The sequence below is a fragment of the Sinorhizobium sp. BJ1 genome (assembly GCF_002531555.1).
Lineage (GTDB): Bacteria > Pseudomonadota > Alphaproteobacteria > Rhizobiales > Rhizobiaceae > Sinorhizobium > Sinorhizobium fredii_B.
The window spans coordinates 61735-88059 of sequence record NZ_NWTH01000011.1 but is presented as its reverse complement, the minus strand read 5'-3'; the positions used below and the strand labels follow the sequence as shown (position 1 = coordinate 88059).

Sequence of the window (26325 nt, the reverse complement as noted above, 5' to 3'; positions counted from 1 at the left end):
GGGCGATCAAGTAACCACCACGAAAGGGGAACGCTATGAACGACAAGATCATGAACTGGACCAAGCGAGACGACGCAGTCGTCGAAAGCGCCATTCGCCGCGGCGCCACCCGCCGCGAGCTCCTGCAGATGCTGCTTGCCGGCGGCGTGGCAATGTCGGCCGGCGGCCTCGTGCTCGGCCGGGCCGGGAATGCTGTTGCCGCAACGCCGGTGACCGGCGGTACGCTTAGAGCTGCCGGCTGGTCGGCCTCCACCGCCGATACGCTCGACCCGGCTAAAGCCTCGCTCTCCACCGACTATGTGCGCTGCTGCTCCTTCTACAATCGCCTCACCTTCCTCGATAAGAGCGGCACGCCGCAGATGGAGCTTGCCGACGCGATCGAGTCCAAGGACGCAAAGACCTGGACCGTCAAGCTGAAGAGCGGCGTCACCTTCCATGACGGCAAGCCGCTGACCGCAGAAGACGTGATCTTCTCGCTGAAACGCCATCTCGATCCGTCGGTCGGTTCAAAGGTCGCCAAGATCGCCGCGCAGATGACCGGCTTCAAGGCGGTCGACAAGCAGACGGTCGAGATCACCCTCGCCGATCCGAATGCGGACCTGCCGACCATCCTATCGATGCACCACTTCATGATCGTTGCCGACGGCACGACGGACTTCTCCAAGGGCAACGGCACCGGCGCTTTCGTCAGGGAAGTCTTCGAGCCCGGCGTGCGCTCCGTCGGCATCAAGAACAAGAATTACTGGAAATCCGGCCCGAACGTCGATTCCTTCGAGTATTTCGCGATCAGCGATGACAGTTCCCGCGTCAACGCACTGCTTTCCGGCGATATCCACCTCGCCGCCTCGATCAACCCGCGTTCCATGCGCCTTGTCGAGAGCCAGGGTGACGGCTTCGTTCTGTCGAAGACGACCTCCGGCAACTACACCAACCTCAACATGCGCATGGACATGGAGCCCGGCAGCAAGCGCGACTTCATCGAAGGCATGAAGTACCTCGTCAACCGCGAGCAGATCGTCAAGTCGGCGTTGCGGGGCCTGGGTGAAGTCGGCAACGACCAGCCGGTTTCCCCGGCCAACTTCTACCGCAATGCCGAGCTGAAGCCGCGGGCCTTCGATCCGGAGAAGGCGAAGTTCCATTTCGAGAAAGCCGGCGTGCTCGGCCAGTCGATCCCGGTGGTCGCCTCCGATGCGGCGACATCCTCGATCGACATGGCGATGATCATCCAGGCCTCCGCTGCCGAGATCGGATTGAAGCTCGACGTCCAGCGCGTTCCGGCAGACGGTTACTGGGACAACTACTGGCTGAAGGCGCCGGTCCACTTCGGCAATATCAACCCGCGCCCGACGCCTGACATCCTGTTTTCGCTGCTCTATACTTCGGAAGCCCCGTGGAACGAGAGCCAGTACAAGTCCGCGAAGTTCGACAAGATGCTGATCGAGGCGCGCGGTTCGCTCGATCAGGAGAAGCGCAAGGAAATCTATAACGAGATGCAGGTGATGGTCGCCAACGAAGCCGGCACCATCATTCCGGCCTACATCTCCAACGTCGACGCTACCACCGCCAAGCTCAAGGGCCTGGAAGCCAATCCGCTTGGCGGCCAGATGGGCTATGCCTTCGCGGAGTATGTCTGGCTCGAAGCCTGATGAAGCGATGGTCCCGGGGGCTGCTGTCGGTTCCTCTGCAAGGAAACCGACAGCCGCCTCCGGACCGGTTTTTCGCTTCGTTTAATGTGGGTTCGAATGCCGAAAGGAAGCGCGCGTGAACAACCGTGTCCTATCGCTTGTGCTGAGCAGGCTGCTCATCGCCATGATCACGCTGGTGATCGTCTCCTTCGCCGTCTTCTTCGCGACGACGCTCTTGCCGGGAGATACGGCGACGATCCTGCTCGGCCAGGCCGCCACACCGGAGGCCGTCGAAGGCTTGCGCAAGGCCATGCATCTCGACGAGCCGGCGCTCTTCCGGTTCCTGCGCTGGATCGTTGGGCTCGTGCAAGGCGACCTCGGAACCTCCTATGCCAACGAAATGCCGGTCGCCGATCTGATCGCCGGGCGCTTCATCAATACGCTGAAGCTTGCCGGGGTCACCGCGCTCTTCTCCGTGCCGATTGCGCTGACGCTCGGGATCAGCGCGGCGATGTTGCGGGGCTCGCTCTACGACCGCGCCGTCACGGTGCTGACGATCGGCGTCATCTCCGTACCGGAATTCATGATAGCGACCTCCGCCGTGCTGATCTTCGCCGTCTATCTGAAATGGCTTCCCGCACTCTCCTTCGCCAATGAGGTCCACGGCCTGGCCGACATGCTGCGCATCTACGCCATGCCGGTGATCACCCTCACCTTCGTCATCTCCGCCCAGATGATCCGCATGACTCGCGCGGCGGTGATCGAGACACTCAACACGCCTTATGTGGAGATGGCGCTCCTCAAGGGCGCCTCCCGCCCGCGGATCGTGCTTCGCCACGCCCTTCCGAATGCGCTGGGGCCGATCGTCAATGCGGTTGCGCTTTCGCTTTCCTATCTGCTCGGCGGCGTCATCATCGTCGAGACGATCTTCAACTATCCCGGCATCGCGAAGCTGATGGTCGACGCCGTGGCGACCCGCGACCTGCCGCTGATCCAGAGCTGCGCGATGATCTTCTGCCTCGGCTACCTGTTGCTGATCACGACGGCCGACATCATCGCCATCCTTTCCAATCCGAGGCTTCGATGACAATGACCCATTCGAGCACTTCGACCACTTCTACCCGGACACCCGGAACCCGGCTCGGCTATCGGTTCAACATCGTCGGGGTCATCGGTCTCGCGATCATCCTTTGCTGGGCACTTGTCGCGGTCTTCGCGCCGCTGATCATCCCCTACCCGGTCGGTGAGATCGTCGACCTCGATTACTTCGGGCCGATGAGCCGCGACTTCTGGTTCGGTTCCGATTATCTCGGCCGCGACATGCTTTCGCGAATCCTGATGGGCGCCCGCTACACGGTCGGCATCTCGCTTGCGGCAGTGACGATCGCGTGTTTCTCCGGCGTGGTGCTCGGCATGATCGCAGCGGTCGCCGGCGGCTGGCTCGACACGATCCTGAGCCGCTTGCTCGACGCGCTCAACTCGATACCGAGTAAGCTCTTCGGCCTCGTCGTCGTCGCCGCCGTCGGCTCCTCCATTCCGGTGCTGATCCTGACGCTTTCGGTGATCTATATTCCCGGCGCATACCGCTTTGCACGGGCGCTCGCCGTCAACATCAATGCGATGGACTTCATCACCGTTGCCCGCATCCGCGGTGAAAGCACCCTCTATCTGATCCGCTCGGAAATCCTTCCGAACATCGCCGGGCCGGTGCTCGCCGATCTCGGCATTCGCTTCGTCTTCATCGTGCTCCTGCTCTCCGGCCTCTCCTTCCTCGGCCTCGGCGTCCAACCGCCCTATGCCGACTGGGGCGCATTGGTGCGCGAGAATATCGGCGGCCTGCCTTTCGGCGCGCCGGCGGTCATCTTTCCCTCGCTTGCGATCGCCAGCCTGACGATCAGCGTCAATCTGCTGATCGACAACCTGCCGCAGAAAATCCGGGACCGCGCATAATGGCAAATCTCGTCGAAATCCGAGACCTGAAGGTCGAGGCCACCACCGATTCCGGGCGCCGGGTGGAGATCATCAAGGGCATCAGCCTGGACATTGCCGATGGCGAGATCGTCGCGCTGATCGGCGAGAGCGGCTCCGGCAAGACGACGATCGCCCTGACGCTGATGGGGTATGCCCGGCCCGGTTGCCGCATTTCCGGCGGCAGCGTTTCCGTCGCCGGCAAGAACATGGTCGCGCTCAGCGAAAAGGAGCGCGCCCGTGTCCGCGGCACCGAAGTTGCCTATGTGCCGCAATCGGCCGCTGCCGCTTTCAATCCGGCCGCCACCATCATGGACCAGGTGATCGAGATCACCCGCATTCATCATCTGATGTCGCCCGATGAGGCGCGCGCCAAGGCGGTCGATCTCTTCCGGGCACTGTCGCTACCCGAACCGGAGACGATCGGCGCCCGCTATCCGCATCAGGTCTCCGGCGGCCAGTTGCAGCGTCTCTCCGCCGCCATGGCCCTTATCGGCGGCCCCAAGCTGGTGATCTTTGACGAACCGACCACTGCGCTCGACGTGACGACCCAGATCGAGGTGCTGCGCGCCTTCAAGTCCGTCATGAAGGCCGGCGGCATTTCCGGCGTCTACGTCTCCCACGACCTCGCCGTGGTCGCCCAGATCGCCGATCGCATCGTCGTGCTGAAGGGCGGCGAAATGCAGGAGACCGGCACCACCGAAGAGATTCTCAAGGATGCGAAGCACCCTTATACGCGCGAGCTGCTCGACGCCTTCGAGCCGAAGCCGCGAGGCGCGGCCGGTCCCGCCGAGCCTCAACCGGCGCCGCTTCTGAAGATCGACACATTGGTCGCCGGTTACGGACCGCGCCAGGCGGACGGGCTGCCGCTGGTGCGGGCGGTTCAGCATGTGTCTCTCCAGGTGGAGAAGGGCCGCAATCTCGGCATCATCGGTGAATCCGGCTGCGGCAAGTCGACCCTTGCCCGCGCCATTGCCGGCATCCTGCCGGCGGTCGCCGGCAACATCGCCTTCGAGGGGCGCGACCTCGGCCGCAGTGCCCGCGAACGCTCGCGCGAACAGTTGCGCGAGATGCAGATCGTCTTCCAGTATGCCGATACGGCGCTCAACCCGGCAAAATCGGTCGAGGACATCCTAGACCGGCCGCTCGCCTTCTATCACGGCATGGACCGAAGGGCGTGCAGCACCCGGATCGACGAATTGCTCGACATGGTGCGCCTGCCGCGCAACCTGCGCCACCGCCGGCCATCGGAGCTCTCCGGCGGCCAGAAGCAGCGCGTCAACTTCGCCCGGGCGCTCGCCGCCGAACCGAAGCTCATCCTTTGCGACGAGATCACCTCGGCGCTCGACACCGTCGTCGCCGCCGCGATCATCGATCTCCTCAAGGAATTGCAGCGCGAGCTCGGCCTTTCCTACATGTTCATCAGTCACGACCTGTCGACCGTCCAGGCGATCTGCGACGAGGTCATCGTGATGTATGCCGGCGAGAAGGTCGAACAGCTTGCCTCGTCCGACCTCGCGAACGGAGCGACGCACCCCTATTCCAAGCTGCTCTTCGCCTCCGTGCCGAAGCTCGACACCGGGTGGCTCGACGGTCTCGACCAGCGACCGGAGAAACTTGGCGCCTTCAGCAAGACCGGCTGAGGGCTGACTATCAGGCCGGATGCCACATCCGCCTGAAGGTCATAATCGCGTCGAGCACCTCGTTTGCGAATGTCTTTTGAAGAACGGCCAAACTTCACGGTAGTGGTGTGCCTGGCCGGCGCGCCTCAATATCTCGGCGAAACGCCATCAAGGCCTTAGCCGCAGTCGCTCGTGCATCCCTAGGATAATCGTTGAAAAGCGCGACAACGGTTGCTCCGCTGGGGGCGCGAAGCGCGAGAGTAAACACCCTCTTAGCTCCCAAAAAAGAGCCCCAATGGCCGGTCGCCTCGTCGATTATCGCGACTCCCAGTCCATAATATACGGTTGGATCTTCAAGGAGGGCGCGTGATGCCACTTGGGCAGTCATTGGGGGGCGGGAAAAAAAGCGGAAACAGTCTGCGGCTGTTCCCGCCCAACCCCCGAATCCACCGAAAAGTCGGTTTTCAAGTTTCAGTTCGGCGCCAGCCGGATCTAGTACTGCTTTTCGGACGTACGTCTCATAATCAGAGCCGGGGCGGGTAGAAATAATTAACTCGAGCCAGCAGTAGCCGATGTTGGAATAGACGTAACGCTCTCCAGGTGCAAAACCAAGAGAATAGCTCATCTCCTCGAGCGCCACTGGAGAGCAATCATCGCCAGTGAGTCCGAAATTGGCCGGACTCATCCAGCCTCCGCTATGCTGAAGTAGGTGCCTGACGGTAATATCCGCGTAGCGCTGGTCTCGCGCTGTTCGCGCGATGGGCACTAGGTCGACGAGCCGGTCGTCGAGGGAAAATGCCCCCTGGTCGATCAGCCGCATCACAGCCGCCGCTGTAATCGGCTTCGATAAGCTGGCCAAGGAAAATGTCTCATTGGGCAGCATTTCCCGACCGTCAGTCTTCCAGCCGAAGGCACTGATCTGCGGGATTTCACCTTCGTAACCGATTGCCACGACCGAGCCGGCGATACCATTCCGCTCCATCACGTGTTTGACGACGTCGTGAATGGTTGGAGATTTTGACCAGAAGTATGCATCCGCAATCCGAGGCCAGAGCGCGGAATAGAAAACGGCCAGAGCAAAGCCTAAGACAGTGGCTGTTAGCCGCCGCAGCCAGAGCCCACGGCCAGATACTCCGGTGGCAGTGGCTCTGTGGTCCAATAGCTCAGCCATCGCGTTCGCCTGTTGGATGAAGGTAGAGGCTGAGTGGCCTGACTGAAAGAATTCTTCCGCGCAGCCGCGCGAGCACGCCGTGCTTCGCGATCCACGCGGCGTAGGCTGCATAGACGGGATCCTGCATGAGATGCCGCTCTTCCGTTTTCGCGCGCAGGAAATAGAAAACGTTGACGCCGATCAGCATGAGGCTATGTGACGCGGCAGCGAACCAGCCCTCGATGGAAAGGAACGGCACGGCGGTGAGCCACCAGAACAGGCTTTTGGCGATGTAATCAGGATGTTTCGTGAAACGGTAGGGCCCATTCGTGATGATGCCGCGGTGTGTGAGATTCGACCACCGGAGGCCGTATATAACGGTCGCCCACATCCAGAGCCCGTAAGCCGCCACCACCATGAGGCCCCAGGGCGCGGCAAGCCAGACGACGTCACCGAACCAGTGATGCCATTCGAGCCCATCCTTGTAGGGAAAGAGCGGGTGCAGAATCAGCGCATTGAAGGGCGCGTAGCAAATCAGGCAGACGACCCAGCCAAGCGGCACATTGTTGGGGGATCGAATGTGCGTGTCGAGCAGCCTCATCGTCAGAGCGTAACCGCAAACGGCGACGAGGAGAGTGATCAATATAGCAACATTCGCCAGCCATGAGACGACAGCGATAAGGTTCCATTCGAGCGTGCTAGTCAGGAATCGGGAAATGAATATCGCGAGAGATCCGAACATCTGGGGCAGGAAAAAGCCCTTAATGACCCAGCCAAGTACGAAGTCGCGAATTTTCAACCAATCCCGGCCTCGGAATCTCAGGAGCAGGGCGGAGCCGAACTCAAAATATCCATCCCGAGGCTCAATTATAACCCGGTCGACCAGTGCGATGTAAATTGCGCTGGTGAGAAGAAGCAGCGGCAAGGCCAGAAGTGCTCCGATGGCGAACAACTGATACAGATCAAAAACCCCCGGCGGCAGCGACGCGTAAACGATGCCAAGCATCGCGTAAATGCCGCACATTCCGATCAGCTTGACCGCAACCCTTGAGGTATCGAATGCGCGCTTATGAAAAAGTGACCAGTCGAGGCCTGTCGACGGGCGGCAATGCACCCTCGTAACGATCAGGTCATACAGGATGATCGGCAAGACATACGAGGCGAGGGCCACTGCCATTGTGGCAGGGGCCGACGCACCAACCAGTCGCGCGATTGCAAAAGTGAGAATCAATGACGTGAAGCCGATTGCGATGCCGCGAGCGTCATTTGCCGTCCTCGGCCGCCCATCCGCGTGGATCCGCATTTTCATTTATAGTCCCCCTCCAATGTTTTCTGAAAACTATGTATGATTGAATGTCATATAGTACACAATTTACGAGTGTTATGAAAACCTAAGGTCCTCCCCCTGCAAATCGCTGACGCAAAACCGGCCAGTGCGCGACTTCCATCTGGAAGGATTAGACAAGCGAGATCGGAGCATTGTTGTCTGGGTCCCCCTCATCCGCCTGCCGTTCCCCGCGAAAGGTGGGGAGAAGGGACACGCGGCCTTCCTCATGCCCCAGCTGGCCGCAAGACCATCACCGCCAGCGCGGCGGCGACCATGATGACGCCGTAGGGGATCTTGCGCGTCGTGCGAATCTCCTCCAGTCGCATCACCACGGAAAAGTGCGCCAGCTGCAGCGGCATCGGCAATTTGAGGATCAACAGTGCCGCGATGCCGCCGATCAGCAGGAAGATTGCGAAGGGCAGCATTCCGTGCCAGCCCACGAAGAACCCGATCGGCAGAAAAAGCTTGGCGTCGCCGGCGCCGAAGAGCTTGAACGACCAGAGGCCGAAGCCAAGGGCGAAGAGCAGCAGGCCGGCTCCGACATCGCCGGCAATGCCGGACGAGGAGAAGAGTGCCGCGCCCACATCTTCGGCCATTAACAGCTGCAGGGCAGCATGCAGCGCGTAGATGGCGGTAAGGGCCAGTACGATCGAATTCGGTATTTTCCAGAGCCGGAAATCGCTCCAGGCGGCATAAAGTAAAAGTAATACTGTTGCCACGATCAAAATGTTGATTTCACCAATCATCTTTACTCGTACTCCGTACGCGGTCTAAATTGATTATGCCAAGAAAACTCTACAAGATTCCTAATCCAAACGGGTTACGTGACGGTCGTTTTATAATTCCAATAGCATCAATTCTATACCATGTTTCGCTTTCTAGGCATGAATATTTATTTGTTATCTTAACCATAAGCAACGCCAGATGAAAACTGCTAAATAAAATGATTGACGATCTAGAGATTAACAGTTTATTAATCAACGCAGTCGGAGAGATGGTCTCAACGGCGACGCGGCCCGGGGAATTTTGCGGCGCGTGGAGTATATTTGAAAGGATTTTCTCGATGAAAGCTTTTGTGGCTAAAGTATCCGCTTTCGCGCGGGAAGAAGACGGCGTTGCGCTAACTGAGTATCTTATTCTCCTCGCCTTGCTCGTTGGCGGCGTGATCGCGGCAGTGACCGCCGCAGGTACAAACCTGAGCGCCGCTTGGACGAGTTGGGGATCGTGGTGGACTGATTCAGTATCGGCTCCGACCGCCGGCGGCACGACGACGACCACCACGGGCGGGACGACAACGACTGGCGGCTAATCTGCGGTGACGCATACGGAGAGGGGTTTTGTTACCCCTCTCCATTATTTAAGATATTATTAAAGTATATTTTGATCATGTATGGAGTGTCGGCGATGCGTTATTCGACGGTCACCAGTCTTGCTGTCGCCATTTTACTTGCTTCTGCGGCGGTCTTCGGGACGCGTACTTACCTCGCGGAGCAACAGGCCCGGCTTGCTGCCGCCAATTCCAAAAAGGCTCCCGAAAAAACGCTCGTGGTTGCCGCCAAGCCCATGCGCTTCGGCGATCGAGTTTATCCGGACAACCTGAAAACTATCCCTTGGCCGACGGGTGAACAGCCGCAAGGCTCGTTTCAGACAATTGAGGCTGTCATCGGGAACAAGGACGAGCCCCGCTATGCCATGGAGGCGATCGATCCCGGCGAGCCGGTGCTCTCTTCGAAGATTACGGGTACCGGCGAGCGTGCAACGCTTTCGGCAGCGCTCGACCAGGGGATGAAGGCCGTCTCCATTCGGGTCAACGACGTGCTCGGCGTCGCCGGGTTCGTGCGGCCCGCGGATCGTGTCGATGTCCTACTGACCCGAGTCGTTCGGCAACAGAACAACAGTGAACAGACTTACGTCGACGTGCTGCTGCAGGGCGTGAAAGTCCTAGCGGTCGACCAGACTGCGGATGAGCGCAAGGATGAGCCTTCCATCGTAAAAACTGTGACCTTCGAGGTGACGACCGACGAGGCTCAGCGCCTGACGCTCGGCGCGAGCATCGGCACTCTGTCGCTCACGCTGCGCAACATCGCTTCGTCCAACGTCGAACAGACCCGGCCGATCACGGTCGCCGACCTCGGCGGCGGCTTGATCTCCGCCGACCTCGCGAAGGCTTCCGATGACGGGCGATTCGCGACGATCGAGGATCTCGTCCGCAAGGTCGGCGACGAGCTCGGCAACCGGATCGACTCAGTCGAAAGTAAGATGAAACAGCCCGTTAATGAAAAACAGGTACAGATTGCAGAACGAAAGGCAGAACCACTCTTGCCGGTAGAGCCGAAATGGGCGACGGTTGGCGTCTGGAACTCGACGAAGCGCGAAGAGCACCGAGTCGGTATGGTCCAGTGAGGGTGCGGCAATGCCCGCAGGCGCTGTGGCTGAACGAGGAGCGGAGGCAGAGGCGGGAAATGTTGAGGGGAATGAGGAACAGGGCGGCAAGAGCCGGAAGCCTGGTGACGGTAGCCGCGGCGCTAATTGCCTATGGTGGTTGGGGACCGGGCCTAGTTGGCCCCGCCGATGCTCAGGAAAAATTCATCAGCCTGACCGGCTCGGTCCAACAGGTGACGATCGCGCCAAACGATACCGTAACGATCAGGACCGGCAAGGCCTTTGGCGACCTGGTGATCGGCAGCGCCGAGATGATCGACGTGGTGCCACTTTCCGATCAATCGCTTTTCATCCGTGGGAAGCAGACGGGCGCGACGAACATCTCCGTCTATGACGACAATAAGGCGCTTGTCGGCGTGATCGATATTCGCGTCGCCGCCGATTTCAGCGAAGTGGCATCTGCGATCCGGTCCACCGCACCTTCAGCACGGGTTCGGGTGTTCAATTCCAATGATCGCATCCGATTGACCGGCACGGTCCGGGACGCCGTCGAGCTGCAGCGGGTTATCGAGATCGCCCAATCCTATTCCGAAACCCCGGTGCTGAACCAGTTGCGTGTCGCCGACTCGCAGCAGGTGATGCTGGAGGTTCGGGTTATCGAGGCATCGCGCCAGACCGGCCGCGACCTCGGCATCGGCTGGTCCGGCCAAGGCAGGAACGGCATCGGCAAGGCGACAACCAGTCAAGGTATTACTGTAGATGATGATGGCAATCTTGCCCGAACGTTGGGAGACGCCGCGGGTGCCGCAACCGGCATGCAGCCCTTCGGACAGTTGATTGCCAAGGTGCTGGAAATTTCCGGCGGCCAGATCGACATTGTCATCAATGCACTGGAGCAAAAGGGCTTAGTGCGCCGGCTGGCGCAGCCGAACCTGATCGCCATGAGTGGCGAGACGGCAAGCTTCCATGCCGGCGGCGAGGTGCCGATCCAGTCAACGGTCGCGAACGGTGCGACGCTTGCGACCGAGACCGACTATCGGCCTTTCGGCGTGCGGCTCACCTTCTCGCCCGTGGTGCTCGATGGCGGCCTGATCAGTCTCAAAATCGAGCCCGAAGTTTCAGAAATCGATACCTCGATCAACGTCAACGGCAACCCCGGCTTCATCTCGCGCGCGGCAAGCACGACGGTTGCACTGCGTGACGGCCAGAGTTTTGCGATGGCGGGCCTGCTTCAATCGGTCAATGCCAAGGACGTTCAGCAATTGCCATGGCTGGGACAGGTTCCGGTGATCGGAGCCCTGTTTCGCTCGACGAGTTTCCTGAAAAGGGAGTCGGACCTCGTCATCGTCGTTACCCCGCATATCGTGCGGCCGTCGACGCCAGGCGAAGACCTCTACAGCCCGCTCGAACAGACGCGTTCGTCAAACGACGTCGAGCTCTTCGCGCTCGGTATTCTCGAGGTGGACAAGGACATGCTGCGCCGCTTCCGCAATGGCGAAGGTGTCAAAGGGCCGTACGGCCATCGTCTCGATCTCGACGTGGGAGGCGCAGTTGTCCTTTCCAAGAAGTAAGCGCGCTCTCCTGGTTCTTGCCGCCGCGGGTCTTCTCTCGGGCTGCGCCGACTACTTGAACCACCGCGACACGATCACCTTCGGGGCTGGAAATTCGGTGGAGGCCAACAAGGGCATCCATATCCAGGATCCTTTCCCGCGGGCGGCGTACAACACGCATATCGCCAGCGACGGCAAGGTCATCCACCGTGCCATCCGCACCTATCAGGGCGGCGGACAGACGAGTGCGCCAGCGCCTTCGGCGGTGATCCTGCCGGTGGCCACGCCGCCGAATGGAACGGGCGGAGCGACGTCGCCGTAACGACGGGCTGAACTGAAGAACGGCGACCGGGCAGGGATGTGAATAGAAATACTGGAATGATAATCTTGGGTCGCACGATCCAAGATTATAAGTAAGGCGATCCGATACTCTAATAGATTTCGATAGTTGAGACGCGGGATGCGAGCGAATTGCCGCTCATCCAAAGTCCCGTTCTCTTTTTTTAAGCACGTCGTTGTCCCAAGTGCGCTGCGTGACTTGGGCGACGAGTCAGAGTCTCGGCGGAAAACCGCCGCGATCCGAGGGGCATGCCAATGTTGTTGCGTAAGGCTATTAAACGCTTCTGGGACGATCATCGTGGTTACGTCATCGCCTTGACGCTGATTTCCATGCCGCTCCTGCTCGGCTTTTCACTCCTCGTTATAGATGTAGGACGCACAGGCAACCTTCACACCGATCTTCAAAATGCGGTCGATGCCATGGCACTCGCTGGCGCCCGCGAGCTCGACGGACGCGACGACGCGATTAGCCGCGCCGACGCGGCAATCGAGGCGCTTGCCAACAGTGCCGCCTTCGGCGGCGGCGGCACCGGCATGTCGCTCGGCTCCCACGTTACCGTCACTTATGATGCGGGGAACGATGTCGGAAGTACGGTGACGGTCACCTATCTCAAGGAAATTCCGGCCGACGACGACGACGAGATCACCAATGCAATGGTGGCCGCAGATGCGAACGAGGCGTCCTACGCCTGGGTCGTCGCCAAACCACAGGCGATGACGACGATCTTCCCCATCCCGGTCGGCTTCAACCGTGACACGGTCAATGTTTCTGCCGATGCGGTCGCGGTTTACCGCTCCAGTGCCTGTGACGTGACGCCCATCTATATCTGCAATCCTTTTGAGGCGGCCGGTAATTCCACTGAGGCCGGAAACCAGGCAGCAGCGGATGCCCTTCACGAGAATTTTGCCGCGGGTAATCTCTACGGTCGCCAGATCGAGCTTCACAGCACCTCGTCATCTTCACCCGGACCCGGCAATTTCGGCTTCCTGGCGACCTATGGCAACGGCGCGAGCGTGCTTGCCGAAGCGCTGGCCACCGGTTCGCCCGGCGTCTGCTACAAGCAGGACGCCTTGGAAACGAAAACGGGGGCGATGGCCGGACCGGTCGAGGCGGGGCTGAACACGCGATTCGGTATGTATTCGGGGTCGTTCGGGAATGCGCGCGACGACGCCCGCTACCGGCCGGCCCGCAACGTGCGCTCGGCACAGAATCAAACCGGCGGCGCCAACAAGATCTGCGGCGAATACAACCCCCTCATGAGCGGAAGCACCGTCGGCGACGTAACCAAGGCCGTGCCGCTCGGTTATGGCGCGTCGATGTCCTCGCTGGCCGGCGGCAAGATCAGCAGCGGCAACGACTGGCAGTACAACAGCTATTGGAACGTCGCTCAGGGAACCTCCGCTCCTTCCGTCAGCACGATCCTTAGCAATCATTCGAGCTACCCGTCGCCGACCGGCTCTCCGTCGCAGCCTTCAGCCTATGACGTCTATCGCTACGAGCTGAACAACTCCGCCCTGCTCAACCACGCTTCCGTCAGCGGCGAGACTGGCGCGCCTCGAACCGGCGGTCAGTGCTACACCGGGCCCGATCTTTCGAACTACACGGATGGCGACTATGGCGACCGGCGCGAGATTTTCGCCGCCATCGTAAATTGCGGCTATGAGAACGCCGTCGGACACCTGAACGGCCACAAGGAAACCCAGGCCGTCGCCTTTGCCCGCATGTTCCTGACGAAGCCAGCGATCAAGGACGGTGGCGAGCGCTACCTTTCGCTGGAAATGATCGACATCACGGGCAAGGGCGGACGCGGCACGCTCGATGAATTCCTGCGCGAAGAAGCGGAGCTGGTCCGATGAACGGGTTCAAGAACTTCCTCGGCCGTCGACGCTGTTTCGCTTTCTGGTTGAATTCGGAAGGCGCGGTGCTCGCCGAGGCTCTTATCGCGGTGCCTTTCATCACGATCTTTGCCGCGGGCATTCTCGAATTCGGCAATATCTTCTGGGAGCGAATGCAGATCGATGCCGGTCTGCGAGATGCCGGGCGCTATCTCTCGCGCTGCCGGCCGACGTCACCGACATATACCTCGACCTGCTCGGAGGCGACCGCGAAACTGATTGCATTCTACGGCACGCAGAGCCCCGCCGCGGATGCGGCGCTGCGGGTGCCCGGCTGGGGACCCACGCTTGCCGACATCACCGTCAATGCGGTCGGCGTCGATGGCACGTTTACCGTAGAGACGGCACATCTTTATGAGGCTTCGCCCATCTTCGGCTGGCTCGGCATCGACAACATCACCATCAGCGCCTCGCATGAAGAGAGGTATATGGGATGGTAGGCTGTCGTTTCCTTACTCGTTTACGCCAGGACGAAAGCGGCATCGCGCTTTCCGAAGCACTAATCACGTTTCCGATCGTGCTCCTGGTCTTTGCAGCCTTCGTCGAGTTCGGTTTTGCCATGTCGCAATGGAACCAGACGGTGAAGGCGCTGCAATTTGGCGCGAGACTCGCGGCCGTCTCCGACCCGCTGACCAGCGACTTTGACACGGCGTTTCCGACTGAGGCCGCCAATCCGCTGAACAATGGCGCTGCGACGCCGAACGACGCGACCGTGTCGTCGACTTGCGGTCCCGACCTTGCCAACTGCACCGCGGAACTCAGCCGGATCGTGCTTGGCAGCGACGGTGCATGCGGCGTGGCAGGTGATGCCCGCCCGGGTATCTGCGACATAAACTGGCGCATTCAGCCGGAAAACCTGGTGGTCACCTATCAGCGTTCCGGGCTCGGTTATTGGGGTCGGCCGGAGGGGCCGGTGCTCACCATGCGGCTCGAGGTTCGCGACGTGACCTTTGAACTCCCGGTCCTCGGTGCCCTGCTGGGGTTAAACGACGTCACCATACCAGCGCATCCGGTGACGATCACCACCGAAGACCTGCAAACATGCTCGACGTGCTAAACCCTTGACAATGCGAGGTAAAGCTAGATGACCGCCCATATGAACTTCGTAGCGACCACAAAGATCCTAGTCCTTTCAGACGACGCGGCGGCCGCAAGCTTCATGCTCGATACCTTCGGGTCGCTTTCGCGTTACGACGTACGCCACATGGCGCTGAAAGCACTTGTGGAGAAGGGCCGGATCGACCCGACGCAGTTCGACATGATCGTGCTCGACGTCGACAATGGCGAGGTCCTGCAGCAGCCGGAGCTGTTCTCCTTCCGTACCAACAACCGCAACATTCCGCTCGTCGTCGTCTCCGAGGAACTGGCCAACGATCGTATGCGGCTTCTGTTCCGACTGAACGGCAATGACTGGCTGAAGAAGCCGCTGGAACGCCGCGCCTTGATCGACATGATCTCGACGCACGCGCCGACGGCGGGGGCGAATGAAAGCCGCGTGCACGCCGTGGTTTCGGCGGTCGGCGGGGCGGGCGCCAGCGTGATCGCCTCGTCGCTAGCGCATGTCCTCGCACAGCCAAGGAAGAATTCCGCGCCGCGGGTCAATCTGTTCGACCTCGATTTTTCGTCCGGGTCGCTCGGCCACTATCTCAACCTTGTCAATGACTATGACCTCATGCCGGTCATCGCCAATCCTTCGCGCGTCGATCTCGAATTCATAGACCTGGTCCGCAAGCGCCATGCCGGCGGCTTTTCGCTGCTGTCGTTCAAGCAGCCCTCCGTCCTTGGATCGCCGAAAGGAGCGGAACTGGTGCTCCGCATGCTGGATGTCGCGGCCTTCGAGAGCGATCAGACTGTCATAGATGTGCCTTACTACTACACGCCGTGGAAAGATGACGTGCTCGGATCGGTCAACAGCGTCACGATCGTCACGGAAATGACGATCCCGGCGCTCCACCAGGCCAAGGATCTGTTCCTCAATCTCGCGCGGCTGCGCGGCAGCTCCGATTCGATCTTCGTCGTCATCAACAAATATCGCAGCAAGCTCTTCAGCCTGGGGGTACGCCGCCAGCAGGTCGACAAGGTTTTCAAGGATACGCGAGCCCATCTCATTGACGATGACTGGGACACGCTGAGCGAGGCACTCAACCGCGGCGTGCTACCGTTCGAAGTGAATGGTCGTTCGCGCTTCTGCCGAGGCGTCGGGAAGCTCGGAGTGCTCGTCCGATGAAGGCATGCGCGGAGCACAGCAGCATGCCAGGACGGCATGGCAAGCGGGGCGCATCGCGACCCGCCGCATGGGCGATTTGCACGATGTTGATTCTCGGCCTTGTCGGCCTCGCGGATGGAGCAGAGGCAAGTAATCGAGTGCCACGGGATCTCGGACCGAGCACGGCAACCATTGTGACCGCAGAGCACAGCTACCCGCCTGGCACGATCGTCGTCCTCAGCGACAAGCGGACGCTCGATCTCGTCCTCTCGGGCAATCGCGCTCTCCGCTACAAGATCGGTGTCGGTCGCGACGGCTTCCGCTGGAGCGGTGTGGTCAAGGTCGGCCGCAAAACGGAATGGCCCGACTGGCGACCACCGGCCGAGATGAAGGCGCGGGTGCCGGGGCTTCCCGAACTCGTCCCAGCAGGTCCCTTCAACCCCATGGGCGCGCGGGGAATCTATCTCTTCCGCGGAAATGCCGACACGCTCTATCGCATCCATGGCACGAACGAGCAGTCGACGGTGGGAGAATTTGCGTCCTCCGGCTGTTTCAGGATGAGCAATGCCGACGTCATCGACCTCTACAAGCGCGTGAAGGTCGGGGCCACGGTGGTCGTAAAGTAGTTGTAAGGAGTAAGGCTGATGGCGAACGGGTTCATAGGACGCTTTTACAAGCAGCCGCCGCAGGACAATGCGGAGCTTAGGCAGATTGCCGAGATTGCCGCCAATGCAGGGGCAGTCGCTGCCATGCCGAAAGAAGCGGGTACCGAATCTGCGGCAGAGCAGGCTCCGCCCGGCCTCGACATGGTGGCGGAGAGGGTCAACCTGCACCGCCACCTCCTGGACCAGATCAATCTCGGCATTCTTGACACGCTCGACAATGATGAGATCGCCGCCGAGATCCGGCCACTCGTGAAGGACTATATCCGCCGCAACAATTCGCCGCTGAACGCCAAGGAGATCAACGACCTCGTCCGCGACATTACCGACGAGATGCTCGGTCTCGGTCCGATCGAACCGCTGCTGGCGGACGAGACCATCGCCGATATCCTCATCAACGGCCACAATAGCGTCTATGTGGAGCGTCGCGGGCAGCTCGAGAGCACGGCCGTCCGCTTCAAGGACGAGGATCACCTGCTACGGGTGATCAACAAGATCGTCTCCGCTGTCGGCCGCCGGGTCGACGAGTCGACCCCGATGGTCGACGCCCGCCTCAAGGACGGCTCACGCGTCAACGTCGCGATCCGGCCGATCTCGGTCGACGGACCGCTCGTATCGATTCGTAAATTTACGCGCAAGCCGCTGACGCTGGAGCGCCTCGTCGAATACGGTGCCATGGCGGACGAGATGCGCATCCTCTTGAGCGCAGCGGTCAAGGGTAGGGTATCGATGATCATCTCGGGCGGTACGGGCTCGGGCAAAACGACTTTGCTCAATGCGCTTTCCTCGCAGATCTCGGAGAAGGAACGGCTGATCACCATCGAGGATGCGGCGGAACTGCAACTCCAGCAGCCGCATGTCGGACGAATGGAAACGAGGCCGCCCACGCTCGACGGCCGCAACGAGATTCGCCAGCGCGAACTCCTGAAGAACGCGCTGCGCATGCGACCGGACCGCATCATCGTCGGCGAAGTGCGCGGCGAAGAGGCCTTTGACATGCTGCAGGCGATGAACACCGGCCACGAGGGGTCGATGACCACCATCCACGCCAATACGCCGCGTGATGCGGTCAGCCGCCTGGAACAGATGGTCGGCATGGCCGGCATGCCGATGTCGCAGCTCAGCGTCCGTTCTCAGATCGCCTCGGCGATCACAATCATCGTCCAGGTCCAGCGTCTGAGCGATGGCAGCCGCAAAGTCGTTTCGGTCTCAGAGATCACCGGCATGGAAGGCGAAGTCGTCCAGATGCAGGAGATCATGCGGTTCAAGAAGACCGGCAGCGATGAAAAAGGCCGCATTCACGGTGAGTTCCGCGCGACCGGCCTGCGTCCGCGTTTCGTCGAGGAATTCGCCGAACTCGGCATCATCGTCCCCGCAGCGATCTTCGAACCCGGCAAACCTCTCCAAACGGGGCTTGGCAAGTCATGACCCTCATCCTCCTCTATGCCGCCGTGTTCGTCGCAGCGCTGGTCGCTGCAGAAGCGCTGCTGCGCACTTACTTCCGAAGCTCGGAACGCCACAAGGCGGTGAACCATCGCCTCAGCCTGCTCGAGGGGAGTGAGAACCACCGCGAGACCTACCGCGAAATGCTCAAGCAGCGCGGCATCGATGGGGACTGGCGGTCACTTCCGCTGATGCAGCGGCTGAGGCAGTACTATGTGCAATCCGGCCTGAAATTCGATGCCAAGCGGTTTGCCCTCTACGGCGCTGCGGGCGCTGTCGGAGCCTGGCTGGCCATTAGGTTTTTCGTCCCGAGCAACCTTGTCCGGATACCGATGTTTCTCGCCGTTTGCCTGCTCGTTCCGACGCTCGTCGTCTGGCGGGCGCGTGCCAAGCGCATCCGCAAATTCGCCGAGAAGCTTCCCGAGGCGCTTGACGTCGCGAACCGGAGCCTTGCGGCGGGGCATCCGCTGCCGGCGGCCATCACGCTCGTGGCGCGCGAGATGCCGGACCCTATCGGCACCGAGTTCGGCCTTTTGTCGGATGAGCTGACCTATGGTGTCACCCTTGACGACGCGCTCATGAACCTCAACGATCGCGTCGGCGTCGAAGACCTCAACCTCCTTGCTATCTCGCTCAGCGTGCAGGCCGGGACCGGCGGCAACCTCGTCGAAATCCTACATAATCTCTCAAAGACCCTGCGCGACCGGTTCATGCTGAAGGCGAAAGTTAAGGCAATCTCCGCGGAGGGGCGCATCACCGCGATCTTCATGTCGATCTATCCTTTCCTGCTCTACGGCATGATCCGGACGCTGTCGCCGACCTATTTCGACCCCCTCTGGAACAGCGGTTACGGCACCATCATCGTATCGGCGCTCCTGGTCGTGATGGCGATCGGCAACGTCATTCTCTATAAAATGGTCCACTTTGAGTATTGAGGCGCCGCCATGTGGAACGAGTACGGCATTTACCTCATCGTCTTCTTTTCGGTCCTGATCTTTTCTGCGGCCGCATCGGAAGTCGTTTTCCGTCGGCGCGAGGTGGGCGTCCGCCTCTCGGAAGCTGGTCCGAAGGCACAAGGTGACGAGTTTCATGTGAGCGACGGCGCCATTGCCGACCTCGGCGAGGCCGAGAACCGGCTGATCCGTCGATACTTCGAGATCACGCGGCGGGATAGCAACGTTAACTCCACGCAGAACCGGCTCATTCGCGCCGGCTATTTCAGCGCCAACGCCGTCACCACGTTCCAGGCGATCCGCGCGATCGTCTGCATCGGCGTGATGGTCCTGACCGTCTGGGCGTTCAATCGCTTCTTCCCCGAGACGTCGTGGCTGATGACCTTGGTTATCGCGATGTTCGCGGCTGGCACAACCTTCATTCTCGTGAATATCTACATCGACCGACGCGGTGACGCGAAGGAACGCGAATATCGTCGTCTCTTTCCCGATTTCATGGACATGCTGATCGTTTGCCTCGATGCCGGAATGAGCCTTGAAGCGGCGGCAAACCGCGTCGCGCGGGAGTTCGTCAGCAAAAGGCAGGACTTCGGCCTGCATCTTTCGATCATGATGCTTGAGGTGCGCGGCGGTCGGCGGTTGCGCGAGGCGCTTGCTAACCTTGCGGCGCGGCTCAGGATCGACGAGGCCCGCGCGCTTGCGGTCCTCTTCCGTCAGTCGGAGGAACTCGGCACGAGCGTCACCCAGACGCTGCGGGTCTACAGTAAGGAAATGCGCGACCTGCGTATCGTGCGGGCCGAGGAAAAGGCCAACGCGCTGCCGATCAAGATGCTGCTGCCGCTCGGCGCCTTCCTGTTTCCGGTGAGCCTCGTCATCGTGCTCGTACCCATCGTCATCCGTGTCATCAGCCTCATCGTAGGCCTGACCCCCGGCGGTTAAAGAAAAGCGAGGTTTCCATGTATTCGCTCGATCAAATCCATGAAGATATCGCTCCGGCTCTCGATCCCCGCATGCCGCTGGCGCCGATGAGCGTGGGAGAATCAGGGCTCGAATTCTCCTTTCTGCTGCGACTCGCGGCAAAATGCGCGACCGAGCAAGACACGGTGACGCCTTCACATCTGGCGGAGCGGATGAAGCTTCCGAAAGCCGTCATCAATGTTCTGATCAAGGAGCTCACAAAGCTCGCTTACGTCGAGGCGCGCGGGCTCGCCGGAGAGGACGTCAGGTCCGACATCCGCTACGCGCTTTCCACGAAGGGCATGGATTATGCGCACACGGCTATCCGGCAGTCCTCCTATGTGGGGCCGGCGCCGGTCTCACTCGACGCCTTCTGCCGCCAACTCGGCCTGCAGTCCATCGATCACGAGCGCGTGACGCAGGATGGCCTCGTCGCGAGCCTCGAGGGGCTCGTGCTATCGCCGTCTCTGATCGAGAAGCTCGGCCCGGCAATGAATTCGGGGCAATCCATTCTGCTTTACGGCCCGCCCGGCAACGGCAAGACCAGTATCGCCGAGCGCACCTCGCGCCTGTTCCGACAGACGATCTGGGTGCCCTATGCCATCGAGGTCGGTGGCTACGTCATTAGCTTCTACGACGAAGCGGTTCATCAGCCGGCACCCGGGACGCCCTATCCGAAGGCCGATCAGCGTTGGGTCGAATGCCGGCGGCCGGTGATCAAGACCGGCGGCGAACTGACGCTCGACCTCCTCGACCTAGCCTATAGCGAAGGCTCGACCGTCTATGAGGCGCCGCTGCACCTCAAGGCCTCGGGCGGCGTCTTCATCATCGACGACTTCGGGCGCCAGCAGGTGATGCCTCAGGCGCTCATCAACCGCTGGATCGTGCCACTCGAGCGCGGCTACGACTTCCTGACCCTGCATACGGGGAAGAAGTTCAAAGTCCCCTTCGACGAACTCGTTGTCTTTTCGACAAATATTGCCCCGAAAGAGCTTTCCGACGAGGCTGGATTGCGGCGGCTGAAATACAAAATATTCGTCAACAATCCTTCGAGAGACGAATATATCCGGATATTCGAGGCCTATGCGCGAGGCGTGGCGGTAGAAATGTCTGTAGCGGACCTGGAACTGTTCTACGATCGTAAATACGGTGGCGAATCACTAGGCTCCTGCTACCATCCCAAGTATCTTCTGGACTTCGTAGGATCCTATTGCGAGTTCAACGGGTTCCGGAAGGTGGCTTCGCTGGAGATGCTGGAACGGGCTTGGGAAGGGGTCTTCACCGCGGACTAGCCGTTGGACGGCGTGTGGCTGGTAAGGGTCACATGGAGTATGAGGCGGGGCGTTGTGTCGGCAACATCGCCCCTGAGTGTGTCGGGAATTAGTTTGAGGGCCACGGCCTGGTTTGCGGCGGAGTGAGGTGATGGTCAAAATGGCGAATATCGAGGTCGAACCCGACGCGCGGCGCGAACGGACGCAGGACGAGCCGAAAAGAAATCGGGCCGCGCCATTCATCGCCCTGGCATTGGTATTTCTGCCGCTGAACGCCGGTATCCTGCTCTACACAGCCAAGAACGCAGCCGACCTCCGAGAAAGCCGCGAAGTTCTCGCAGGCGTCAAGCGCTCCCTCGACGGACTGAAGCTGCAGCACGAAAAGCAGGGCCGCAACATCGCCAGTGGCGCAAAGGCCGATGAGTTGGCGATCGTTCGGCAGCGATTGGAGAACCTGCAGAAGGCAGTCGCCGAGCTGGACGACGGGATCCGCTCCGGTCTGCCGAGTTCCGGCGGTTCTGTTATCCTGAGCGCCCCCGGCAAGGAGGTGACGCAGCGCCTGGCGCCTTCGTTGAGTGCCGCCGCCGCGGACCCGGAAGCCCAGGATGGCGGCCTGCCCTCCGTCGGCGACGAGGGCGTTTCCGTCTCTAACTTGCCGCGCTACGAAAGATCGGTTTCGCCGGAAGGCAAGTTGATCCTGCGGAAGGTGCGGTAGCAGTAGCCATAATCGTTCAGCCGGGCCAACACGACGACGCTCGTGCTGGCGAGACGCGTGGACGCAATAGCGAGATGTGACCCTCGCCAGACTTGTCGTTCACAGGTCTCTTGGTAGGAGCTCCGGGGCGGCGCGTCGGTCAACTATTACCGCTGCGCGTACTTCACGCTGTTCTTCATCAGCTCTAGGTTTCGCGCAGTCGTCTCGTTGCCGGGATCGAGTTCGTAGGCCTTTAAGAAATAACTGCGCGCCCTGGGAAGGTCGCCGCGCAGAAGATGGGAATAGCCGCGATTGTTGTAATAGACCGGGCTGCTGCCGATCATCTTGGCCAGCTGCTGGTAGGCCCGATCCGACGTGTCGAATCGCCCGATCATGTCAGCAGAGGCGGCGAAGCCAAGCCAAGCAGCAGGGTCCTGCGGAAATACAGCAACCGCACGTTTGTAGATGGCGTAGGACTTGCCGTAGTTTTTTTCCTTGAACTGCAGTTTGCCGGTCGGGATCAGTTCATCGTTTTTGTAGAAGGCGACGGCCGAATCGTCCTCGAGAGTTTTGGCGCTATCTCCGAACGCCGCAACGTCGTCGAAAGCAGCCGATTGGCATCCACTCAGGACGAGTGCGGCCAACAGCAACGGCGAAAGGCGACCAAGTCGTGACTGAATTTGAGCTATCAATATTCATCCCCTAAACACTGGGCGATCCTAGACTCGCGTTGTCTCGCGTTCACGTAAAATCCTATGCGATAGATTCTAACAAATAAAGAATTCGCGCCAGAGTCGCCATAGAGACACATACCTCCAATCACGATTGCGCCCCCTGAGGGGAAGCTTGCATCTAAGCCGGTTCGTTGCCGTCGGCCAAGCCGGAAGCGATTACCCGAGGCAGGAGCGAGTTGAAGAGACGAGCATCCGTGGAACTGCCGCTTGGCCACGTGCGTTTCGCAGACCCCGAGCAAACAGCTTTCCTCAGCGCCGATTAGCTCAGGTGAGAGGCGGGGAAACGCCAGTGAAGCTTGCTTACCCCTGCAACTGCGATGACTTCCCGAGAAGGCGCATTTTGATTCTTCCGGTAATGCCTGGGAGTGCAACCGACCGTATCAGCTCCTTAAGCGGAGTCTGCATCCACGATGCGCCGTGAAGCGCCCTTTATGAGTGGACGGCCGCCCGGGCGGCATCGTGGAAAGAAACGAGTTTCTCGCGTCTGTCGTCCCAAAGGACCAGCCTGATGCATTGCAAGCTTTCCCAAAGCGTAATGCGGCCGATATGCGCGAGCTGTGGGTGGTCGCGCAGAACTTCCGGCAGTCTGTAGTAAGGGATCCTGCTCGACAGGTGATGGACGTGATGAATGCCGATATTGCCGGTCAGCCATCGCAGCACCAGCGGCAGGTCGTAGTGGGAGGCTCCGTGTAGGGCTGCCTGGGGAAAGTGCCAATCCTCGCCGGCCGACCAGTGAGTATCTTCAAACTGGTGCTGCACATAGAAGAGCCAGATGCCGGCGGCGCCCGACAGCAGCACGATCGGCAGGTGGATCAGGAGGAACGGCAGGAGTCCGATCGCCCAAGCCATCAAGGCGGCACACACCACGATCGCGACATTCGTCGTCATTGTCGAGACCCAGGGCAGCGCCCCTGCGTTCATCATCCCGACCGGCAGGCGCTGCTTGAGGAGAAAGAGCCATGCAGGGCCGAAGCCGAACATTACCAGCGGGTGCCGGTACAGGCGATAGCCGAGGCGCTTCATGGGCGCAAGTGCACGGTATTCCGAGATAGTGAGCGTGGTGATGTCGCCGACACCCCGCTCGTCCAGATTGCCGGCCGAGGCGTGATGAGCGGCATGCGCCCGGCGCCAATAATCGTAGGGTGTCAGAGTAAGCACGCCGATGACACGCCCTGTCCAATCGTCGAGGCCGCGACGAGCGAAGAACGAGCCGTGGCCGCAATCGTGTTGGATCATGAAGAGCCGCAGGAGGAAGGCTGCGGCCGGGATGATTGCGATCAACCCGTACCAGAAGCTGTGAGCGAGGGAAAAATAAGCGATGGCCCAGAAGCCGGCAAACGGAACGGCGGTGACTAGAAGCTCCAGGACGCTGCGCCCAATGCGGGGCTGACGGTATTTCGCAAGGGTCTTCAACCATGCTCCGGCATTGTCTTCAGCAAGGGATGCCGGTGGACGGGCATGTGCATTCATCAAACTGGTCCGTATTTCCTCGCCTCACACGTCATCCGCAAGGCCCTGCGGCTTGCGGTTGAGTTTCAGGCACAGTGGTTGAGAAGGGTCAGGCCTGACGAGCCTTGCGTGCCGCATAACGGCGATCGCGCTCGGCTTTGCGCGCAGCTTCGCCGGCCACGACGCGTGCAACGCGATCGGCGACTTCAGCCTGCCGGGCTTCGGCTTCTTTCCTCGCCTCGATTTCGGCGGCCGCAGCCGCTGCTGCGGCTTCCGCCAGCAGGCGCTCGTTTTCGGCTGTCTTCAATGCTTCGCGTTCGGCCCGACGGGCTTCGCGTGCGGCCGCCACCGCTTCGCGGGCGGCAAGCCGCTCCTGCATCTCGGGATCAGTCGCCTTGGGGGCGGAGGCGAATTTTGCCAGAAGCTGACGCTTGGCCTCGGCTGCAGCAGTGCGGCGTTCGGCAAAGCCATTGGCGTTGAGGTGTCTCAATAGATATTTCCCTAATTCTCGTGGTCACGCGCTCTTCGGAAAGGGGACGCGGGTGTTGTGCCGGCAGATGGAGCCTTAGAACAGAAAAAAGGCCAGACATCCGCCTGGCCTTTTCGAACCTTTTGCCGCCATGCCAGTACATCCGTGGTCATCAGCGGCCAAAAGCTTTAGGCAGCGCGGAGCTGGCCTGCGGACATTTTGCCCGACTTTTTGTCTCGCTCGAGCTCGAAGCCGAGTTTCTGGCCTTCGACGATCGAATTCATTCCTGCACGCTCGACAGCCGAGATGTGAACGAACACATCAGCGCTGCCGTCGTCAGGCTGGATGAAGCCGAAGCCTTTGGTGGCATTGAACCATTTAACTGTGCCAGTGGTCATGACGAACCCTTTCTTAGCAACATTGATCATCGCTGAGCGACGCACAGCGGGTTTTCGACTTTTGAGAGGGAAGTTCGTCAAGAGGCGCAAGGCGCAGCAAAAACAAATATCGGCAAACAAAGTATCGATGTTATCTCACTACAGCACTTTGATAGCGCCGTCCACTTTTTGTTTTGAAATTCCCTCACGGCTACCTTTGGTAGCTCTCCGCTGATGAGTCGCCCACCCTCCCCGATCTGCGTTCCGAAACCGGTTCAAAGGTCCTGTCGTCCCCGCCGCGGCAAAGGATATGCTTCGGCTTCGTAGAGCTCCCGCATCTGCTGACCGTTGAAGCGTGCCTCCTCGACCTCCAAAACGGAGCCGCGAAGCATCGAGGCCGGCATGTCCTCGATCGCAAAGCGAAGTGCTTCAGCGACCGAATCAAACCGCCTGTAGCGAAGCCGGCTCGTTCTTCTCACGGTCTTGCAGGGATACAGTCCTGCGCCGGCACTGTAATCAAATATCGCCATGGGTGTGCTCCTTGGGCAAAGAGAGTGTAGCGGAAGCGTCATACGCCTCTCGAGGCGCTGTTGCCGTTCAGCAGGCCCGCGCTCGCGCATCCGGGCGCGTGTCTTCTGCAGTTGGGAGCATTATCCTTCGGGCGCTGCGTGCCGGAAAGGGCGTCTATGTCCAACGCTATGGGTTGCGGCAGAAGCGGCATGCCAGACGCCTCTGCCCCAATGGAAGCTATTTCTGCTTCTTGCCGAGGCTGAGCCCGCTGTTCGCGAACTTGACCTGGGTGCCCTGTGCAGCGGCCACCGGTGCCTTCGTCTTGTCTTTCTTTGGCTTTCGAACTTCGCGATTGCTTCTTGCCTGGCCTTTAGCCATCTGGTTCTCCTGATTTTCCGTTGGTTGTCGGCAGCAGCTTTCATGCTGCGGCATCGCCGTATGTTGCCCCACTCAGCAAGGACGCAATGTTCCCCGATCTAGGCAGGAAAGGCTGGCGCGCGGCGCTGCCAAACTGAATCGCTTGATGCGCAGTGCGGCCGCTGGCTCGGCTTTGCGAATTTGCTGAAGCCGAACGTTTTCGCCGTATCCAAATCCGCTGACGCTGACGAGGTTACGAGCGGTAGTGTGAAAGTGGAGGTCGGAAGACATGCTGTCCTCCTTTCGTTGGGGCCAGGACACCGAGGCCCCGAAGCAGCAGCGCCCTGAAAATGGCTGCTGAAGCAGACAGCATGCTCTCTTTAA

General features: G+C 60.3%; 27 protein-coding genes. 18 read left to right on the top strand and 9 right to left on the bottom strand.

Going from position 1 to position 26325, the window contains the following annotated elements; all coding sequences use genetic code 11:
• Nucleotides 1-35: 35 nt before the first annotated feature.
• The 4 genes from CO676_RS17120 (at nt 36) to CO676_RS17105 (ending at nt 5236) form a co-directional block, all read left to right on the top strand.
• Nucleotides 36-1646, top strand: a complete 1611-nt coding sequence (locus CO676_RS17120) for an ABC transporter substrate-binding protein (protein ID WP_097521955.1) — start codon at nt 36-38, stop codon at nt 1644-1646.
• Nucleotides 1647-1761: 115 nt separating this feature from the next.
• Nucleotides 1762-2712 (top strand): ABC transporter permease, encoded by a 951-nt coding sequence (locus CO676_RS17115; protein ID WP_014763719.1) that lies wholly within the window; start codon nt 1762-1764, stop codon nt 2710-2712.
• Between the two features lie 2 nt (nt 2713-2714).
• Complete coding sequence (locus tag CO676_RS17110; RefSeq protein ID WP_041414231.1) at nt 2715-3575, top strand: ABC transporter permease; 861 nt, start codon at nt 2715-2717, stop codon at nt 3573-3575.
• The gene (locus CO676_RS17105; protein WP_097521954.1) at nt 3575-5236 is read left to right on the top strand and encodes an ABC transporter ATP-binding protein; all 1662 of its coding nucleotides are present in this window, start codon (nt 3575-3577) and stop codon (nt 5234-5236) included. The genes CO676_RS17110 and CO676_RS17105 overlap by 1 nt, the downstream gene beginning before the upstream one ends.
• 94 nt (nt 5237-5330) lie before the next feature.
• Here the strand turns inward: CO676_RS17105 and CO676_RS17100 are convergent, their stop codons facing one another.
• The 3 genes from CO676_RS17100 to CO676_RS17090 form a co-directional block, all read right to left on the bottom strand.
• Nucleotides 5331-6386 carry a serine hydrolase domain-containing protein gene (locus CO676_RS17100; RefSeq protein ID WP_179875513.1) on the bottom strand — a complete coding sequence of 352 codons (1056 nt, stop codon included), beginning with the start codon at nt 6384-6386 and terminating at the stop codon, nt 5331-5333.
• Nucleotides 6379-7674, bottom strand: a complete 1296-nt coding sequence (locus CO676_RS17095) for an isoprenylcysteine carboxylmethyltransferase family protein (RefSeq protein WP_097521952.1) — start codon at nt 7672-7674, stop codon at nt 6379-6381. The genes CO676_RS17100 and CO676_RS17095 overlap by 8 nt, the downstream gene beginning before the upstream one ends.
• Before the next feature lie 242 nt (nt 7675-7916).
• Entirely contained in the window at nt 7917-8438 is a 522-nt protein-coding gene (locus tag CO676_RS17090; protein WP_097521951.1) for a prepilin peptidase, read from the bottom strand.
• Nucleotides 8439-8755: 317 nt separating this feature from the next.
• Between CO676_RS17090 and CO676_RS17085 the strand changes: the two genes are divergently transcribed.
• From CO676_RS17085 to CO676_RS17020, 14 genes are all read left to right on the top strand, one after another.
• Nucleotides 8756-9001 (top strand): hypothetical protein, encoded by a 246-nt coding sequence (locus CO676_RS17085; RefSeq protein WP_097522056.1) that lies wholly within the window; start codon nt 8756-8758, stop codon nt 8999-9001.
• Nucleotides 9002-9096: 95 nt separating this feature from the next.
• The gene (cpaB, locus tag CO676_RS17080; protein WP_179875512.1) at nt 9097-10095 is read left to right on the top strand and encodes a Flp pilus assembly protein CpaB; all 999 of its coding nucleotides are present in this window, start codon (nt 9097-9099) and stop codon (nt 10093-10095) included.
• 59 nt (nt 10096-10154) lie between these two features.
• Entirely contained in the window at nt 10155-11645 is a 1491-nt protein-coding gene (locus CO676_RS17075) for a type II and III secretion system protein family protein (protein ID WP_097521949.1), read from the top strand.
• Entirely contained in the window at nt 11626-11946 is a 321-nt protein-coding gene (locus CO676_RS17070) for a pilus assembly protein (protein ID WP_097521948.1), read from the top strand. The genes CO676_RS17075 and CO676_RS17070 overlap by 20 nt, the downstream gene beginning before the upstream one ends.
• A 272-nt stretch (nt 11947-12218) precedes the next feature.
• Nucleotides 12219-13820 (top strand): TadE/TadG family type IV pilus assembly protein, encoded by a 1602-nt coding sequence (locus CO676_RS17065; protein WP_097521947.1) that lies wholly within the window; start codon nt 12219-12221, stop codon nt 13818-13820.
• Nucleotides 13817-14299, top strand: coding sequence for a TadE/TadG family type IV pilus assembly protein (locus CO676_RS17060; protein ID WP_097521946.1), 483 nt, complete (start codon nt 13817-13819; stop codon nt 14297-14299). Before CO676_RS17065 ends, CO676_RS17060 begins: the two co-directional genes overlap by 4 nt.
• On the top strand, nt 14293-14916 hold the full coding sequence (locus CO676_RS17055; protein ID WP_097521945.1) for a TadE/TadG family type IV pilus assembly protein: 624 nt from the start codon (nt 14293-14295) through the stop codon (nt 14914-14916). Before CO676_RS17060 ends, CO676_RS17055 begins: the two co-directional genes overlap by 7 nt.
• Nucleotides 14917-14943: 27 nt before the next feature.
• Nucleotides 14944-16086, top strand: a complete 1143-nt coding sequence (locus tag CO676_RS17050) for a pilus assembly protein (RefSeq protein WP_097521944.1) — start codon at nt 14944-14946, stop codon at nt 16084-16086.
• Between the two features lie 83 nt (nt 16087-16169).
• Nucleotides 16170-16691, top strand: a complete 522-nt coding sequence (locus CO676_RS17045; RefSeq protein WP_245424337.1) for a L,D-transpeptidase — start codon at nt 16170-16172, stop codon at nt 16689-16691.
• Nucleotides 16692-16709: 18 nt separating this feature from the next.
• On the top strand, nt 16710-18155 hold the full coding sequence (locus CO676_RS17040; RefSeq protein WP_097521943.1) for a CpaF family protein: 1446 nt from the start codon (nt 16710-16712) through the stop codon (nt 18153-18155).
• Nucleotides 18152-19105, top strand: a complete 954-nt coding sequence (locus CO676_RS17035) for a type II secretion system F family protein (RefSeq protein ID WP_097521942.1) — start codon at nt 18152-18154, stop codon at nt 19103-19105. Before CO676_RS17040 ends, CO676_RS17035 begins: the two co-directional genes overlap by 4 nt.
• Nucleotides 19106-19114: 9 nt before the next feature.
• A complete protein-coding gene (locus tag CO676_RS17030) occupies nt 19115-20062 on the top strand; it encodes a type II secretion system F family protein (protein ID WP_097521941.1) in 948 nt (315 codons plus the stop codon).
• A gap of 17 nt (nt 20063-20079) precedes the next feature.
• Nucleotides 20080-21372, top strand: coding sequence for an AAA family ATPase (locus tag CO676_RS17025; protein ID WP_097521940.1), 1293 nt, complete (start codon nt 20080-20082; stop codon nt 21370-21372).
• A 130-nt stretch (nt 21373-21502) separates the two neighbouring features.
• Nucleotides 21503-22066, top strand: coding sequence for a hypothetical protein (locus CO676_RS17020; RefSeq protein WP_245424336.1), 564 nt, complete (start codon nt 21503-21505; stop codon nt 22064-22066).
• Between the two features lie 146 nt (nt 22067-22212).
• Here the strand turns inward: CO676_RS17020 and CO676_RS17015 are convergent, their stop codons facing one another.
• From CO676_RS17015 to CO676_RS34580, 6 genes are all read right to left on the bottom strand, one after another.
• Complete coding sequence (locus CO676_RS17015; protein WP_179875525.1) at nt 22213-22734, bottom strand: tetratricopeptide repeat protein; 522 nt, start codon at nt 22732-22734, stop codon at nt 22213-22215.
• Nucleotides 22735-23208: 474 nt separating this feature from the next.
• The gene (locus tag CO676_RS17010; RefSeq protein WP_097521938.1) at nt 23209-24249 is read right to left on the bottom strand and encodes a fatty acid desaturase; all 1041 of its coding nucleotides are present in this window, start codon (nt 24247-24249) and stop codon (nt 23209-23211) included.
• An 88-nt stretch (nt 24250-24337) separates the two neighbouring features.
• The gene (locus CO676_RS17005) at nt 24338-24718 is read right to left on the bottom strand and encodes a DUF6481 family protein (RefSeq protein WP_097521937.1); all 381 of its coding nucleotides are present in this window, start codon (nt 24716-24718) and stop codon (nt 24338-24340) included.
• 167 nt (nt 24719-24885) lie between these two features.
• Nucleotides 24886-25095, bottom strand: a complete 210-nt coding sequence (locus CO676_RS17000; protein ID WP_014763699.1) for a cold-shock protein — start codon at nt 25093-25095, stop codon at nt 24886-24888.
• Between the two features lie 254 nt (nt 25096-25349).
• On the bottom strand, nt 25350-25604 hold the full coding sequence (locus tag CO676_RS16995; protein WP_097521936.1) for a hypothetical protein: 255 nt from the start codon (nt 25602-25604) through the stop codon (nt 25350-25352).
• A 217-nt stretch (nt 25605-25821) separates the two neighbouring features.
• Nucleotides 25822-26016 carry a hypothetical protein gene (locus tag CO676_RS34580; RefSeq protein WP_144340143.1) on the bottom strand — a complete coding sequence of 65 codons (195 nt, stop codon included), beginning with the start codon at nt 26014-26016 and terminating at the stop codon, nt 25822-25824.
• Between the last annotated feature and the right edge of the window lie 309 nt (nt 26017-26325).